This is a genomic window from Acidovorax sp. 106 (assembly GCF_003663825.1).
Taxonomy (GTDB): Bacteria; Pseudomonadota; Gammaproteobacteria; order Burkholderiales; family Burkholderiaceae_C; genus Acidovorax.
Window position 1 is genome coordinate 263,292 of record NZ_RCCC01000001.1, and the last position, 16,668, is coordinate 279,959.

12 protein-coding genes and 2 tRNA genes are annotated in these 16,668 nt (G+C 57.1%); 8 read left to right on the plus strand and 6 right to left on the minus strand.

Translation table 11 applies throughout. The annotated features are described in order from the left end of the window. Nucleotides 1–20 precede the first annotated feature (20 nt). The 7 genes from C8C98_RS01180 (at nucleotide 21) to C8C98_RS01210 (ending at nucleotide 11,550) form a co-directional block, all read left to right on the plus strand. Nucleotides 21–1,892: a site-specific DNA-methyltransferase gene (locus C8C98_RS01180; RefSeq protein WP_121452803.1), complete on the plus strand. Its 1,872-nt coding sequence runs from the start codon at nucleotides 21–23 to the stop codon at nucleotides 1,890–1,892. A gap of 14 nt (nucleotides 1,893–1,906) precedes the next feature. Then, nucleotides 1,907–2,989 (plus strand): YhcG family protein, encoded by a 1,083-nt coding sequence (locus tag C8C98_RS01185; protein ID WP_121452804.1) that lies wholly within the window; start codon nucleotides 1,907–1,909, stop codon nucleotides 2,987–2,989. After that, entirely contained in the window at nucleotides 2,986–6,006 is a 3,021-nt protein-coding gene (locus tag C8C98_RS01190; protein ID WP_121452805.1) for a type III restriction-modification system endonuclease, read from the plus strand. The genes C8C98_RS01185 and C8C98_RS01190 overlap by 4 nt, the downstream gene beginning before the upstream one ends. Nucleotides 6,007–6,534: 528 nt before the next feature. Further along, on the plus strand, nucleotides 6,535–8,643 hold the full coding sequence (locus tag C8C98_RS01195; RefSeq protein ID WP_147436320.1) for a MobA/MobL family protein: 2,109 nt from the start codon (nucleotides 6,535–6,537) through the stop codon (nucleotides 8,641–8,643). 81 nt (nucleotides 8,644–8,724) lie between these two features. Beyond that, nucleotides 8,725–9,366, plus strand: a complete 642-nt coding sequence (locus C8C98_RS01200) for a hypothetical protein (RefSeq protein WP_121452807.1) — start codon at nucleotides 8,725–8,727, stop codon at nucleotides 9,364–9,366. Between the two features lie 11 nt (nucleotides 9,367–9,377). Then, nucleotides 9,378–9,632 (plus strand): hypothetical protein, encoded by a 255-nt coding sequence (locus C8C98_RS01205; protein ID WP_147436321.1) that lies wholly within the window; start codon nucleotides 9,378–9,380, stop codon nucleotides 9,630–9,632. Nucleotides 9,633–10,140: 508 nt separating this feature from the next. Next, entirely contained in the window at nucleotides 10,141–11,550 is a 1,410-nt protein-coding gene (locus C8C98_RS01210; protein ID WP_121452809.1) for an ArdC family protein, read from the plus strand. A 61-nt stretch (nucleotides 11,551–11,611) separates the two neighbouring features. Here the strand turns inward: C8C98_RS01210 and C8C98_RS01215 are convergent, their stop codons facing one another. The 5 genes from C8C98_RS01215 to C8C98_RS01235 all read right to left on the minus strand — a co-directional run bounded on the left by C8C98_RS01215 (nucleotide 11,612) and on the right by C8C98_RS01235 (nucleotide 15,753). Further along, the gene (locus tag C8C98_RS01215; RefSeq protein WP_121452810.1) at nucleotides 11,612–12,736 is read right to left on the minus strand and encodes a site-specific integrase; all 1,125 of its coding nucleotides are present in this window, start codon (nucleotides 12,734–12,736) and stop codon (nucleotides 11,612–11,614) included. Between the two features lie 545 nt (nucleotides 12,737–13,281). Beyond that, nucleotides 13,282–13,357, minus strand: a tRNA-His gene (locus C8C98_RS01220). A 60-nt stretch (nucleotides 13,358–13,417) separates the two neighbouring features. Beyond that, a complete protein-coding gene (locus C8C98_RS01225) occupies nucleotides 13,418–15,331 on the minus strand; it encodes a SurA N-terminal domain-containing protein (RefSeq protein ID WP_121452811.1) in 1,914 nt (637 codons plus the stop codon). A 58-nt stretch (nucleotides 15,332–15,389) separates the two neighbouring features. Further along, nucleotides 15,390–15,465: transfer RNA gene (locus C8C98_RS01230), tRNA-Val, on the minus strand. Nucleotides 15,466–15,480: 15 nt separating this feature from the next. Next, nucleotides 15,481–15,753 carry an HU family DNA-binding protein gene (locus C8C98_RS01235; protein WP_099658722.1) on the minus strand — a complete coding sequence of 91 codons (273 nt, stop codon included), beginning with the start codon at nucleotides 15,751–15,753 and terminating at the stop codon, nucleotides 15,481–15,483. A 25-nt stretch (nucleotides 15,754–15,778) separates the two neighbouring features. Here C8C98_RS01235 and C8C98_RS21730 point away from each other — a divergent pair, with 25 nt between their 5' ends. Beyond that, entirely contained in the window at nucleotides 15,779–15,952 is a 174-nt protein-coding gene (locus C8C98_RS21730) for a hypothetical protein (protein ID WP_158600125.1), read from the plus strand. A 136-nt stretch (nucleotides 15,953–16,088) separates the two neighbouring features. Here C8C98_RS21730 and pgsA read toward each other — a convergent pair whose 3' ends face one another. Further along, complete coding sequence (gene pgsA, locus C8C98_RS01240) at nucleotides 16,089–16,655, minus strand: CDP-diacylglycerol--glycerol-3-phosphate 3-phosphatidyltransferase (protein ID WP_099656142.1); 567 nt, start codon at nucleotides 16,653–16,655, stop codon at nucleotides 16,089–16,091. Between the last annotated feature and the right edge of the window lie 13 nt (nucleotides 16,656–16,668).

The window sequence follows — 16,668 nt, forward strand, 5'->3', positions numbered from 1 at the left end:
CGCTAGATGCCAATTTGACCATGAATAAACTAAAAATGCACAGCCCCGACCTGACGCAGGCCAACATCGACAAGCTGGTGGAGCTGTTCCCTAACTGCTTAACCGAAACGCGTGGCGCCGATGGTGAGGTCAAGCGCAGCATCGACTTTGACCTGTTGCGCCAAGAGCTGTCCACGTCCATCGTGGAAGGCCCGCAAGAACGCTACCAGCTCAACTGGCCCGGCAAGCGGGAGGCGCTGCTAACCGCCAATGCGCCCATTGCCAAGACGCTGCGTCCCTGCCGCGAAGAAAGTGTGGACTTCGACACCACGCAGAATCTGTTCATCGAGGGGGACAACCTTGACGCGCTGAAACTGCTGCAAGAGACCTACCTGAACAAGGTCAAGCTCATCTACATTGATCCGCCCTACAACACCGGCCGCGACTTCATCTATGACGATGACTTTTCGGATGATGCAGAAAGCTACCTCATCCAGTCGAACCAAGCCGATGCGTCGGGTGCGCGGCTGGTAGCCAACACCGACGCCAACGGGCGCTTCCACTCCGATTGGCTGAGCATGATCTACGCCCGCCTGAAACTCGCCCGCAATCTGCTGCGGGATGACGGCGTGATATTCATTTCGATAGACGACAACGAAGTGGACAACCTGCGTAAGGTGTGCAGTGAGGTCTTTGGGGAAGAGAACTTCGTCGCGCAGATCATCTGGCAGAAGGTCTTTTCACCGAAAAATTCGGCAAGGTGGTTTTCCGAAGATCATGACTATGTGCTTGTGTACGCAAAGCAGGGAGCTGACTGGACACCAACAGCACTCCCTAAAACGGATGAGATGCTTGCACGATACAAGAATTTAGACAATGACCCACGCGGGGTTTGGCAGTCAGACAATTTGACGGCACGCAATCGTTACGACGCAGGACTGTATTCGGTTACCTGCCCGTCAGGGCGTGTAATCGATGGCCCTCCCAAAGGAAGCTACTGGCGATTCAGCGAAGAGAGCTTCACGAGACTTAACCAAGAAAATCGCATTTGGTGGGGCGAAGAAGGCAACAACATGCCCCGCCTGAAACGCTTCTTATCGGAAGTCCAGCAAGGGCGAACGCCGCAGACACTCTGGTTCTACAAAGAAGTGGGCCACACGCAGGATGCCAAGAAGACGCTACTCAAATACGTGCCTTTTCAGGAAACAGAGAACGTCCTGAATTCCGTGAAGCCGGTCGAGCTTCTGCAACGCATCTTGCAACTGGCTGGCAAGCCGGATGACCACAGCATCATTCTGGATTTTTTCAGCGGCAGCGCATCAACCGCCCACGCCGTGCTGAAACAGAACTTCGAGGATGGCGGCAACCGGCGTTTCATCGGTGTTCAGATTGCGGAGCCTTTGCCGAAGCCGGAGCCACGGCTCGGTTCCATCTTTGAGATGGGTCTCACACGTGTGCGCAATTACGGAGCGGAGGTGCGCGGGCAGATCGATGGAGCGAAAGCGGATGTTGGCTTCCGCGTTCTCAAAATCGACAGCTCCAATATGAAGGAGGTGTTCTACACCCCTGATGCGGTGACCCAAGACCTGCTGTCCGATCAGGTCAACAACATCCGCGAAGACCGCACGGCCGAAGACCTGTTGTTCCAGGTGTTGCTGGACTGGGGCGTTGACTTGGCGCTGCCCATCACAAAGGAGACCCTTGCGGGCAAGGCGGTGTACTTTGTGGATGGCAATGCATTAGCCGCCTGCTTTGAAGAGGGTGTCAGCGAAGATTTCGTCAAGTTGCTGGCCAAGCGCGAGCCGCTGCGCGTGGTGTTCCGCGATGCGGGTTTTGCCAGCGACAGCGTGAAGATTAACGTGGAGCAAATCTTCAAGCTGATGTCGCCTAGCACCGAAGTCAAGTGCATTTGATGGGGCGGCACACAATGGGTTTGGAACCTTTGGGCACTGATTTTTCTGCCTTGGTGCAGGCGCTCAGCGCCACACACCAGCAGTTGCAAGCGCAGGCCGCGCGGTCGGTGGACACGGCCTTGGTGCTGCGCAACTGGCTGTTTGGCTGGCACTTGGTGGAGTTTGAGAATGCGTCGGCCCGGCGGCAAGAGGTGTACGGCAAGAACCTTGTGGACAAGCTGTCAGCGGCGCTGAGCAGCCAGGGCATCAAAGGGGTCTCGCCGACCAATTTGCGCTTGTGCCGCAGCTTCTACGAGTCGTTCCAGAAGATTCAACAGACGCCGTCTGTTGAATCTTCCGCCACAGCCCCCCAGCCCCCCGACCTGAACGCGTTGAAAGCCCAACTGGGCTTGGGCTGGTCGCACTATGTGGTGCTGCTGTCGGTGAGCAATGTACAGGCCCGCAGCTTCTACGAGGTGGAAGCGCAGCAGGCAAGTTGGGGCGTGCGTGAGCTGAAACGCCAGATTGCCAGCGGATTGTTCGAGCGCCTGGCGTTGAGCCGTAGCAAGAATGAAGTGATGGCCCTGGCGCAGGTGGGGCAAGTGCTGGCCAAACCTGCGGATGTGATCAAGAACCCCTATGTGTTGGAGTTTCTGGATTTGCCAGAGCACCCCACCTACTCAGAGCACCAGTTGGAACTGGCCATCATCGACAAGTTGGAGCACTTCTTGTTAGAACTGGGCAAGGGCTTCTTGTTTGAGGCACGGCAAAAGCGGTTCACGTTTGACGACAACCACTTCTACGTGGACTTGGTGTTCTACAACCGCCTGCTGCGGTGCTACGTGGTGATCGACCTGAAAATCGGCCAGCTGACGCACCAGGACCTGGGCCAGATGCAGATGTACGTGAACTACTTTGACCGGCACGTCAAAACCGCCGACGAAGCGCCCACGGTGGGCATCTTGCTGTGCTACGACAAGAACGACGCACTGGTGGAACTCACCCTGCCCCAGAACAGCAACATCTACGCCGCGCAGTACCAGCTGTATCTGCCTAGCAAGGAAGAGTTGCGTCAAAAAATTCAAGAAGCCGAAAAGGCATGGGAGGCGGCGCAATGAAGCTCAAATTCAAGAAACAGGCCTACCAAACCAATGCTGTGGAGGCCGTGGCGGATTGCTTTGCCGGGCAGCCCAAGCGCGAAGGGATGAACTACCGCATTGACCCAGGCCGTGTGGTTGACGCCAGCGGCCAGACGACTGCGTCATTGGAGTCATCAGGGTTCAAAAATGCGGATCTGGCCCTGACCCCCGGCCAGGTGCTGGAAAACATCCACGCGGTTCAGCGCAGGCAAAACCTGCCGCAGTCTGCCGCCTTGGTCAAAACCAAGGTGTGCGACATCAATCTGGATGTGGAGATGGAGACCGGCACGGGCAAGACGTATTGCTACGTCAAGACCATGTTCGAGCTGAACGCCCGGTATGGGTGGAGCAAGTTCATTGTGGTGGTGCCCAGCATTGCCATTCGCGAAGGCGTGTTCAAGTCGCTGGAAATCACAGCGGAGCACTTCCAGGACGACTACAAGAAGCGCGCCCGATTTTTCATTTACAACTCCAAGCAGCTGCACAACCTGGAAAGTTTTGCGAGCGATGCGGGCATCAATGTCATGGTCATCAACGTGCAAGCATTCAATGCCACGGGCAAGGACGCGCGCCGAATTTATGAGGAGCTGGATGACTTCCAGTCCCGCAGGCCCATTGATGTGATCAGTGCCAACCGCCCCATCCTGTTCCTGGATGAGCCGCAGAAGATGGAAGGCGGCAAGACGCTGGACTCGCTGGCCAACTTCAAGCCGCTGGCGGTGCTGCGGTATTCGGCCACGCACAAGACAACGCACAACAAGATCCACCGGCTGGATGCGCTGGATGCCTACAACCAGAAGCTGGTCAAGAAGATTGCGGTGCGCGGCATATCGGTCAAGGGCCTGACCGGCACCAATGCCTACCTGTATTTGGAGTCGATTGAGGTCTCAACCAGCGCCCCAGTAGCGCGGGTGGAGTTGGAGATCAAGCAGAACAACGGCATCAAGCGGGTGTTGCGCAAGCTGGCCCGCAACGACAACCTGTTCGACCTGTCGGGCGGCTTGGAGCAGTACAGGGGCTTCGTGGTGGCCGACATCAATGCGTTGACCAACACCGTGAGCTTTACCAATGGCCACGAGCTGATAGCAGGCGAAGCCACGGGCGATGTCAGCGAATCCGCGTTGCGCCGCATCCAGATCCGCGAGGCCGTCAAAGCCCACTTCGAGAAAGAGCAGGCCTTGTTTTCGCAGGGCATCAAGGTGCTCTCTCTGTTCTTCATTGACGCGGTCAGCAAGTACCGCAGCTATGACGAGGCGGGCGAGCGCAATGGCGAGTACGCCCAGATGTTTGAGGAAGAGTACAACCTGCAATTGACCGAGGTGATGACGCTGGAAGAGACGCCCTACAACCGGTATCTCAAAGGCATTGCCACCGCGCGCACGCATGAAGGCTACTTCTCCATCGACAAGAAGAGCAAGCGCATGGTGGACCCCGAGACAGGCAAGAAGTCCACGGAAACCGACGACGTGGATGCGTATGACCTGATTTTGCGCAAGAAGGAGCAGTTGCTCAAATTTGAAGAGCCGGTGCGCTTCATCTTCTCCCACTCTGCCCTGCGCGAAGGTTGGGACAACCCCAACGTGTTTGTGATCTGTACGTTGAAGCACAGCGACAACACCATCAGCCGTCGGCAAGAGGTGGGGCGCGGATTGCGCCTGTCTGTCAATCAGCATGGCGACCGCATGGACGCACCCGCAACGGTGCACCAGATCAACGTGCTGACGGTGGTGGCCAGCGAGAGCTACAAGGACTTCGTAACCGCCTTGCAGCGGGACATGAGCGAAGGCTTGTCGGAGCGGCCACGAGTGGCCGACGAGTCTTACTTCACCGGCAAAGTGCTCAAAACCAGCGCTGGCGATGTAGAGGTAACCCCGCAACTGGCCAAGCAGATATACAAGTACCTGCTTAAAAACGACTACACCGACGACAAGGACCGAATCGCGGATGCTTACCATGAGGCCAAGAAAGAAGGGACGCTTGCCGCGTTGCCGCCCGACTTGGCGGCCCATGCCGAAGCTGTCTTTGCGCTGATCGACACCGTGTTCAGCGATACAAAGCTGCCATTACCGGAGGACGACCGCAAGGCCAAGACCAATCCGCTGAACGGTAATTTTGAGAAAGCCGAGTTCAAGGCGCTGTGGAGTCGCATCAACCGCAAGGCGGCGTACACGGTGGACTTCGAGACGCCAGAGCTGGTGGCCAAGTGCGTGAAGGCCTTGGAGGCCGAACTCAAAGTGAGCCCCATGCAGTACACCGTGGTGGCCGGGGAGCAGGCCGACACCGCAACCTACGACGGCGTTCGCCAGGGCGAGTCCTTCAAGGTAACCGAGTCCACGACGGACTACCACCGTGCATCAGCCCATTCCGCCGTCAAGTACGACCTGATTGGCCGCCTGGCCGAAGAGACGCAACTGACACGTGCCACGGTCGCCAGCATCTTGCAGGGCATCAACAAGGCCGTGTTCAGCCAATACCGCACCAACCCCGAAGACTTCATGCGCAAGGCCGCGCGCCTGATGAACGAGCAGAAGGCAACGGTAGTCGTGGAGCACATCGCCTACGACCCCACAGGTGAAACGCACACCATGGAAATCTTCACGCAGGACAAGCCCAAGGAAGATTTCAGTAAGGCGGTGAAGGCCAACCACCACATCTACGACTACGTTTTCACGGACTCCAAGAACGAGCGCGAATTTGTGCGCGAGCTGGATGCCAGCACCGAAGTCGTGGTGTATGCCAAGCTGCCGCGTGGGTTCTTCATCCCAACGCCGGTTGGCAACTACAACCCCGACTGGGCCATTGCCTTCCAGGAGGGCAAGGTCAAACACGTCTACTTTGTCGCAGAAACCAAGGGATCGATGTCCAGCATGGACTTGCGAAAAATCGAGGAGAGCAAGATCGAGTGCGCCCGCAAGTTCTTCGCCAAGATCACGTCAGACCAGGTCAAGTACGAAGTGGTGGATGGCTATGGGAAGTTAATGGAGCTGGTGGCGTAGCCGCGCATCGACCGACCGGACTCGACATCGATGCCGGGACGTCGTCATTTGCACGCCGTAATGCCGTCCTAGCAACGCTCATCGGTGATTGCGCGTCGATGGGATAGCCCGCCCCTGCTGACTCAGTGGTGAACATTGTTGATAGCACGTTGTCTGGCTGATGTTTTGCCGACATTTCGCCGACCCGTGCTGTCGCGCGGTGCTGTCATCGAATGCTTTGGGTTGAGCTGCCGGGCATCAGGCACCTCCGGCACGACCGCCCCCCCCCAATTGGTTGCGCTTTTGGCCATGTCCTGTACGTTGATTGCATGGGACTCCCAAGACACCAGATTCACTATCCAGTTCCTGGATACCAAGCGCACTTAGAAGTTGCCCCTGTCGGGTCAACTTCTGTTGTGGGCTTCGCCCCGTGCTGTCCTGCGTCCCCACGGCTCCCGCGTGCCGTCCGAGGGCGGACTGCATGTGTCAATTTGCCCGCATTGGCCGGGGTCGGCCAAGTGGGTGCGCGAGCAGCGCAGGTTGATACCCATGGCGATTTTCCACCTCACGGCCAAATGGCACACCCGTAAGAAGAACAAAAAACTGCGAGCACTGCGTGCATACGCTTATCGCGCAGGGGCCAGGGTCTTCGACCCGTTGAACAACCGGGTCTACAACTCAACCAAGAAAACGGAAGTGGTTCATTCGGAGACGGTAGCACCACCCAACGCACCCGCTTGGATGCGCGATCCGTTAGCGCTCTGGGGGAACATTGAACGGAGAGAAACCCGCAAGGATGCCGTCTTGTTTGCTGAGTGGGAGGGTGCCGTCCCAAACCAGCTGGACCTTGATGCCTGCATCGCTATCGCTTCCGCGTTCGTCAACGATTTGGTGGGCGAGGGCATGGTCGTAACTTGGGCCTTGCACGACAAACCTGGCAACAGGCACTTCCACGCCATGGCCACCACGCGCAACATCGAGGGGGACCAATTCGGGGCCAAAAACAACCGCTGGCGGCAGCGCGCCTTGCTCTACAAAACGCGCGAGTGCTTAGCCGAGCACATCAACACCGCGTTAGAAAAAGCTGGGCTGCCTCAGCGCGTAACGCACAAGTCGTATGCCGATCTAGGGATAGACAGAGAGCCCACGAAGCATGTTGGGCCCGAGCATTCAGGCAACCACGACTCACCCTACCAAGCCAAACGCGAAGACCGCCTGCGCAACAACCGTCGCATCAAAACCGTCTACCAACAACGCAGCAAGCGTCGGCGTGCGGAAGCGCACAAGGGCCTGGTGGCCGGTGTGCAGGCGGGAAAGCTGATGACGGCATTGCACGATCAGTTTGGAGAATCACGCCAAGCCGCCGCTCCACCGGTCCCACCGTCAACATCGGTCGAAGAGCTGGCGGCATATAACGACCTGCATACGGAGCTGCCGGGTGCCGACGAAATATTCTTGGCAATGGGACGGGTTCGCGCAGGATTGGGACGGCAGTGGAACTGGCTCACACTCGCTGCCCAATACAAGCGCTTGGATAAAAAATCCGGCGGCGATGTGCTCGACGCGCTGTTGGTCAAAGAATTGATCTGGGTAGCCAGCCGGTCGCCTGAGCAGATCGCGGAGTTTGGCAAGCTGGTGCCGCGCTCCCGCATGGCGAATATTGCGACAGCCGCCAGAGCGTGGGCACAATCATCACAGCCCGAGGTGCTGCATCTCATAGATAGCATGGTGGCCGGTGCGACTGCCTCTTCGCCGAATGACTCGGACAAGCATGCCACGCCCGCGAGCGGCGCTTCGTCGGGGCCCGATTTTTTGAGTTACGCAGATGCGTTAACACCACTGGCCTATCTCATTACCGATATGGCCGCGCTGGTGGGAACCTGTCAGCAGGTCGCGCGCAGTATCGAAAAAAAGATATCCCCAGACATCCTGGCCAAGCGCATGAACCGACTGCTGGCGGGTGATACCTGGCCAGCCAACCAAGCCCAATTGTTGGATGCGCTGATCACTGGCGAAATTGTCTTCGCTGCCAAACGTCGGCAGCACAAACTTGCCGACGCACTGAATGCTGTGCCACCTGATCGCCGCAGTCATTTTGAGCAACTTGTTGCATCGGTGCTGGGTGCTTGCGTGGTGGATGCGGGCCATGCCGTGGCATCGCGTGCACTGCCTGCACAAGCCCAGAGGGAAGTGCAGGCCGAATGCAATCTGCGGATGGCACTCAGCGACTGGCAGCTGGCCGACTATCCGGCAAGGCATGACGCCATGAAGGCCGTTGGAAAGGACTACCCGTGGAGCGAGTTCCAACGGGACATCCAGCGCCATGCTCAGCATCACAGTGGATGGCAGACAGCATGGTGGCAAGAGCAGCAAGAGGCGTTACAAGGCCGTGAGCTGGCGGCATTCGGCAAGCACTTACCAACTTGGTTCGGACTGCCACGTCCCCAGCAATATTCCCTTGCTGCCCATGACCCCAACCCGTCGATGTCGATGACGCGGGACCTGCGCGCCCCCAAAGCGGCTACGCCCGAACCCTCACAAAGCGAGGCTATTGGCTGCATCTATCCTGCGCATCTGACAACCGAAGACCTGCCAAATCCATGGCGCGTTCATCCCGCTGCGCGCGACAACGGCGCAACGCCGGGAGCAACGGCATAAATGCTTGTCTGGCCGGAGCACCTACTGCTAGCTTGAAAGCGCGCGCACGCTGAACGTTCGCGCTCTTTCAAGGAGTTCAATATGTCAGATAAGGCCTTCCGGGTGCAATGCATTCCAGACAGCAAGTTTTGGGAGCGGCTGGCGAACAGCCCCTCCCCCAATGGCAGCTTCCCGGAGGTCATGACCTTGGGCAAGCAGATCAGCTTCTCTTACGCGCCGTTCAATGCGCTGGCCGGGTACGCTGACTGGGGCGACCCACAGCGCGCACTGCATTACGTGGTGCCACCCACCCCGGCCCCAATCAGGTCCATTGGCTATCTCGTTGCACCGCCATCAGCGAGCACCAAACAAAGGCGTGTGTTTGTCGCGTTCTTCTATGGTCCGGGCCAAGCGGTGTTAGCAGAGACGCAGCCCATGACTTTGCTGCACAAGCCCTTGGGACTGCGGCTTGCCAGCGGTATTGTGTTCGGCGACGACACCTTCACTGTCAGCAACGTAGTCATCAAGGGCGACGACGCACCCATTCGCATCGCAATGGCCGGGAAAAACCCCGCCCTGACTCTGTCGATCACCGAGGGGCCGCCGCCGACAACGCCCGGCAACACGATGTCTGGTGGCTTAACGCAAGCCGAAGCACCGCTACTCAACGTGCTCAACATCAATGTGGGCGTTCCTCATCTGGCCGCGCTCAACGTGAACTTGCCAATGGCGGCGGTGATTTGATGACGCACGCTATGGAGCAGTTTTTGTGGGCATGGGTCAAGCGATTGTTACAGCCCTTGTTCGCCGAGGTGCAGCCCCACAAGGTTTCTGCGTTTGATTGGACATCCGCGCATTGGGCGGCGATGGCTCAGCAATCGCAATCAGGAGCGCAGTCCCGCTGTGCTGCGATGCAATCCAAAGAAGCCGAAAAGTTACGCCAGGCAGCTGAAAAAGCCACTCTTGCAAAGCAAAGGGATGACACAGCCATCGGTACGTTTGAGCTGTAAAAAATCATTGCCTTACGCGGCTTCGCCGTCCTCAGAACGGTGCAAGCGGCCGAAAGCACATGGGTCTCTTCGTGCCTCTCAACTTCGCATCCATCACGCCATTCGCATGCTCGCGTCATGCTGATTGCTGTGAGTTGTAGGCATGGTGCGGGAGGCAGCGCGTTGAACATTGTGCGGTCAGTTCATGGTTCGGTCCTGTCATGGGCGAAGGACCGACACCATGCACTTATGCGACCGCCCCACATCCACCGCGACAGTCCGCGTTCACCACTTGGCCCTGTTTTTGTGCTGGGCCGCTGTGGCGTTCTTCCAGATCGCAGGCATCAAAACGCACGCTACCGGAGGCCCTGCATCAGCTCCCAGGCCTGCTGTGTGTGCAGTGATGCGTCAACGCCTTTTTGGCTAAGCCACACGCATACCGTTCGTCGCCCGCAGCACATGCGAATTGGTGGATCTTCATGTCGGCGTTCGCTAGCTTGGGACGGTCAACCCACCCCAGGAGAACCACATGGACAACGACGCCGATATCGACGCACTGGCATTCAGCGCTGTCGCAGAAGAAAAACCCAAGAAGCCAAGGAAGACCACCGCCCCCGTGGCATCAAGGAAGAAACCAAGACCGCGTAGGCCCAAACCAAAGCCTGCCAGATCCCCCGCCGTACCAGCTGACGAATCGACGCCCGACACAGGTGCCACCCTTGCGGAATCGGAGGCTGGTGCGCCCTCAGCTTCCAAGAAAAAGACGATGGAGCAGATCACCAACCAGATATACCGCGATGCTGCGGAACGCATCGTGGCACTTATGGATGCTGGCAACTCCATATGGCAAAAGCCGTGGGTGGCGCCACGCGGCCATTCACGACCATACAGTGCACATAGCGGCATGCCGTTTTCGGGGTTCAACCGATTCAGTTTGATGTGCGAGATGCTCGCTAACGGCTGGACCGATGCGCGATTCATGACGTACCGCCAGGTACAGGCCATGGCAGCGAGCATGGCCAATGAAGGAGTGAAGCCAGAGGACTTACCGCATGTCAAAGCAGGAGCGCGCGGCTTGCCCATCTACAAGTTCGGCTTTGTCGAGAAGAAGACGCCCGCTCTGGATGCTGCGGGCCGTCCCCAGATGGACGGAGATGGCAAACCCATCTTCGACATTGTGCGTGGGCGCTCCTACTTGCGGTCTTACACCGTCTTTCCGGCCAGTGCCATTGCAAACATGCCACCGCTACCCGCGACAGAGCCAGAGCCGGTGTGGGCAGTGCGCTCGCAAGTGGAAGAGCTGATCGAAAAAATGGGGGTGCCCGTCAGACACACGGCAGGCAATCGCGCGTATTACTCCATCACTACGGACTCCATCACGATGCCCGCGCGCGCGCAGTTTAAGGACACAGTGGACGCCAGCGGCCATGTAATCGAGGCGGCGAGCGACAAATACCTTTCGGTTTTGCTGCACGAAGTATCCCACGCCACTGGTGCCAAGCATCGCCTTGCGCGCCCCATGAGTGGGGTACATGGATCACCCTCATACCAGAGAGAAGAGCTGGTCGCGGAGACGGCTAGCTGCTTCCTGCTTTCGGAAGCTGGGTTGGCTTGTGCCGCCACATCTACGGAGACGATGGCCAGAACCGCAGCGTATTTGAGTTCGTGGCGCCAAGCGATCCTTGACGACCCCAAGGCACTCATGACCGCATTCGCAGAAGCGGAAAAAGCCGCTGACTGGGTAATGCAACGTCATCCCATTCAGCTGGAAGCAGCAGCCAAGGCAGTATGCGAAGGCCTCGCCATAGGACATGAGATCGGCATTAACACGGGCGTGCGTTATGCGCGCAATGCGCCGGAATCTGAGAACCAGATCAACAGGGGGATGCCGCTCAATGCTACCGACTGGAATGGCCTCGGCTCTTTCCCAATGCCGTAGATCCGGCAGCAGCAGTCGACAACCCCGCCATAGGCACAGGATGGCTAACGAGCCGCACCGACTACCGTTTTTCGCCGTCAAGCCTGCGCGCGAGCGCGTTGGGGCGAAGTGCAGAGTAGGCTTTGAGCATTTCGGACGAGGTGTGTCCGGTGATGCTCATGATTTCGCTATCAGTCAGGTCAGTGGTCTCAAACAAGCGGCTGACACCTTCATGCCGCAGATCATGAAAGCGGAAATCTTCGATGCCCGCGCGTACCGCTAGCCGCCTGAATCCCTTGCTGGTCGTCGCACTATCGCGCCACATGTGGAAGACGCGGTCTTCACCCTTGACCCGAAGAGTCGCCATTTTTTCGAGAATGGCCAGCGACTTTTTCGACAGCGGTACCGTGCGGAAAGTGGACGTCTTGACGTTCTCTGGCGGGATGGTCCAGCTTCGCCCTTCCAAGTTGAGATCGCTCCACTTGGTTTTGAGGATTTCCTGCATTCGCGCCGCTGTGTTCAACGCAAAGTCGATCAGCAACGGCCACTCTACTTTGTGATCGTATCCCCTAACTGCGGCCTCATGCAGGCGTTCCAGTTCTCCCGCTTCTAATCGGCGCTTGCGCTTGCCTGCCCATGCACGCGGGATTTGGAGCTGCAAGAAGAGATTGCTTGGAAGGACGAAGTCCTCGCGCACTGAATACCAAACGAGGATCTTTTTAAGCACAAAGAAGTGCCGACGCACGGTACTCTCGCTGTACGTCTTCCTCTTGCCGTTCTTGTCGAGCCCACCGTTGTAGTACGGGTGAACTTTCTTGCGAGGCTGCGTGGCCACCTCTGTCTCCAAGAACCTGTCAATCCATGCCTGTATCAGTTGGTTCGTGATTTCGCTAATGGCAAATTTCTTGAAATCTTGGTTCAAGCTTTGGACTGCCATGATTTCGCCCGGCGTCAGCACCCTTTCTTTGGTTTTCAAGGGCTTGTAGTGCTTGATGTATTCAGCACAGGCGACCGTAAACATAGTCGTCTGCGCTTTGCGGCTGATGTTCTCGCCGCGATCAATTTTTCCCTCGATAGCGCGGGCCCAGCTTTCGGCTTCATCCTTCCTCTTGAAGGTCTTGCTCAGGGTCCCAGCCACCCCCCGATTGATGCGGCAGTCATAGACGGAGCTGCCGTCTTTCAGCGACCGTTTCTTGATAGAACCCATCGTAATCTTTCAAGATTCTCCACACGTCGGAGAGATTTTTGTGAGATATTAGGGTTTTATCGTATCAGAAAATCGTCGTAACTTGTTGATTTAAAAGGCGAAAACCCAACAAATATCAGCTACCTTCTAAGCAATAGGTCGGGGGTTCGAGTCCCTCCGGGCAGGCCAATCCAGTCAGGTCATTCGAAACATCCAAGGACGATGTTGCCCATGGCGATTGCACTCCTCCAAATCAAAGATGAGCCCGCAAGAATGGATTGAAATCCCCCTGGCAACGCTCTATCGGCTGGCAGCATTTATCGTCTTCAATTTGACGGAAGATGCCGCACTGCTTGCTCTGGTGTTTTGTTAATCAAGTGCCGCAGGTCAAAACCCGCAACGACAGCACCTCGACACCACCAAGCAAATTGAACCGCCGTGGGTGACTTGTTTGCACAGTAGCAGGCGCCAAGGTTCTGCCCCACTGAACCAGCATACAAACTGACAGATAACGCCGAACCAAAAACAAGAAAACCCGCAGTGCTTTCACACTGCGGGTTTTTATTTGGGGTGGCTGATGGGGCTCGAACCCACGACAACAGGAATCACAATCCTGGACTCTACCAACTGAGCTACAGCCACCGTAGACTCAAATTATAACGGAAATTTGAGCACTCCAATCAACTTCCAGAACTTTCTATTTCAAATAGCGGACGGTTGTGGACGAGTGGGCTTGATCTGCACCTTGAAGCGCTCCTTGAGCATTTCATAGTAAGCGAAACCTTCGGCGGTGGTCCACCACTGCTGCAGTTGCTGGCGTTGTTGCGCCGTTTGCTGAGGGTCTACAGCCTCACGGGGCAGTATGCGCGACACCTTCACCAAGGCAGCGCCTTGGGTACCAAGGTCTGCAACCACCCAAGCAGGCAATCCATCCGCAGAGGCGCGCAAGGCTGCGTCCAACACTTGGCGAGGCTGGCCTTGGGTCTGATCACGAGAAACCGTCACGGCAGCGGAAAGACCCGTCGCAGCGGCTGCATTGGCAGTCCATGCAGCCTTCTTGCCCTCTGCATCCTTGCGGGCAAGCTCCAGCGATTTTTCTTGCACATGCAGGCTGCGGGCACGGTCGCGGACCTCAGTCAAAGGAAGCGTACGGGCAGGCGCGTAGGTAGAAACGCGCCCAGCCACCAGTTGACTAGGACCCACTTCGACTGCGCTGGTATTGCGCTTGCCTTCGATGGAATCACTGGAAAACAAGGCTTCCAAAAACTTGGCATTGGCCAGGGGACCGGTCACACCAGCGGCGGGAACCCGGGTTACTCCATCTACAGTTTGAATCTTGAGTTTCAAACTGTCCGCCACAGGCTTGAGGCTGTCCGGCTGCTCATACACGCTGTTCGTGAACAACTCTGCCACCTCGGCAAATTTGCGCTGGGCTTGTTGCTGCTTGAGTTCAGCTTCCAGCGAAGGACGCAGCTCCTCAAAAGACGGCTGGCGAGGGGTTTTGATGTCCGTCAGCAAAATGATGTGATAGCCGAAATCCGACTCCACCACATCACTGATATCGCCCTTCTTCATGGAGAAAGCGGCGTCCTCAAAAGGCTTGACCATGGCGCCGCGGCCAAAGAAATTCAGATCACCGCCAACGATTGCAGAACCTGTGTCTTGCGAGGACTTCTTGGCCACTTCAGCAAACGAGCCAGGGGCCTTGCGAACTTGCGCCAGCAACTCTTCGGCGCGGGCCTTGGCCTTCTCGCGCTCCGCAGCAGGAGCATCTTTGGTTGCGTTGATCAGGATATGGCTGGCACGGCGCTCTTCTTTGGCAGCCAGGCGGGTCAGATTCTCTTTGTAGTAAGTGCGCAGATCATCCTCGTTGACGCGAATGCCGCCACGCACGCTGTCCAAATCCAGCACCACGTATTCGACTGCAGCCTGCTCTTGCTGCTGAAAGCGTGCACTATTGGCTTGGTAGAAAGCCTCTACATCTGCGTCGCTGGGATTGACCTGCTTGGCGTAGTCCGTCGCATTGAAGCGGGCCACCTGAATCTCACGGCGTTGATACAAAGAGTCAAAAGCCAGACGCGTGGCCGAATCCGTGGCGAAGGCCGAGCCCATCACACCACCCATCACCTGGCTCACAGACAACTCTCGGCGAACATTCGACTCAAACCCTTCAGGCGTTAGCCCCTGGGCGCCCACCAACGCACGATAGGCCTCGGTGTCCAGCGAGCCATCTGGTCGCTTCAACCCTGCAATAGCAGGAATATCTTGCAGAGCACGTGCAAGGCGGGCATCACCCGTTACGAGATGAGCGCTTTGCGCAGCAGCAGCAAACACACGATCACGCACCAAGCGCTCCAGCGTTGCATACCGGGCCTGGGGCGTATCTAGCTGCTTGGGGTCCACATTGGGAGACTGCGCGCGGATGCGATCCGTCTCCGTCCTGTGGGCATTGTCCCAATCAGCTTGGGTGATTTTGTGCCCATCAACACGCGCGACCACTGGGCTCTTTTCAGAGAAGTAGTTGCTGTCGATACCCACAAGAACAAACGAAGGAATGACCAGCAAGAACAACAAGAACATCACGATCTTGGAATGCTTGCGGATAGCTTCAAACATGGTCGATCTTTCAGTGACAAAAAGAAAAGGCGAACTTTCGTTCGCCTTTGTTTGATGGTGGTGGGTCCTGACGGTCTCGAACCGCCGACCTACTCCGTGTAAAGGAGCCGCTCTACCAACTGAGCTAAGGACCCAGCCTAAAACAATTTTCAGTTCACAGCATCTTTCAATGCCTTACCTGGACGGAACTTTGGAACTTTAGCAGCTTTGATTTTAATCGCATCGCCAGTACGGGGATTGCGACCTGTACGTGCAGCGCGCTTGCCGACAGCGAATGTACCAAAACCCACCAAAGACACGGTGCCGCCCTTCTTCAGGGTCTTCTTGACAGCTTCAATCGTCGACTCCAGTGCGCGTGCAGCAGCTGCCTTGGAGATATCGGCGTTGTTAGCGATGTGCTCGATCAATTCGGTTTTGTTCACAAGAAGCCTCTCGGGAAAAACGTTGATGGAATTTGTCTTGGGTATCTGGTCTTCACACGTCAAAGCACCTCAACAAAAGGCTTGGATCAATGGACGGGAGAATGACTGGCATACACAGCAATGGCTGCTGCGTCAGATTAAAACCATCGACTTTCCGGGTGTCAATACAACATGCCGTTTGGCGGCGATGTTTGCCTGAATTCTAGTCGCATTTCTCAGCCTGGCCGGGCTTGCTGCGTGTTTTTGTCTCAATCGCGCTGCATGCGCACCTTCACTGATTGACACGGGCTTACATGCCCGCAGCGCTTGCAAGCACCGCGTACACCCAGGGAACTCTACCGAACCCTCGCACGAATCTCCGGAAGGGCTTTTTGCAGGTAATAGACCATGGACCACACCGTGAGCACAGCGGAGGCCCAGATCAGCCAAGTGCCCCAGACCCCCGTGTCCACAACACCCAGCAAACGGCCGTCGTACAAAAGAAAGGGAATCGCAACCATCTGCACCGTGGTTTTGACCTTGCCGATCATGTGCACCGCCACGCTCTTGCTGGCACCGATCTGCGCCATCCACTCGCGCAGAGCCGAGATCGCAATCTCTCGGCCAATGATGATGAGGGCCACAAACACATCGGCACGCTGCAAGTGCACCAGCACCAGCAGCGATGCGCAAACGAGGAATTTGTCTGCCACCGGATCGAGGAAGGCACCAAACGACGACGTCTGGTTGAGCTTGCGGGCCAGAAAACCATCCAGCCAATCGGTGGCCGCAAACACCACAAACATCACCGTGGCGATGAGGTTGCGAGTGGCCGGATCCACCGGCGCGTAGAACACTCCGACGATCAAAGGTATCGCGACAATGCGCGTCCAAGTCATCAGGGTCGGTATAGTCCAAAACATGCGGCGATTGTGT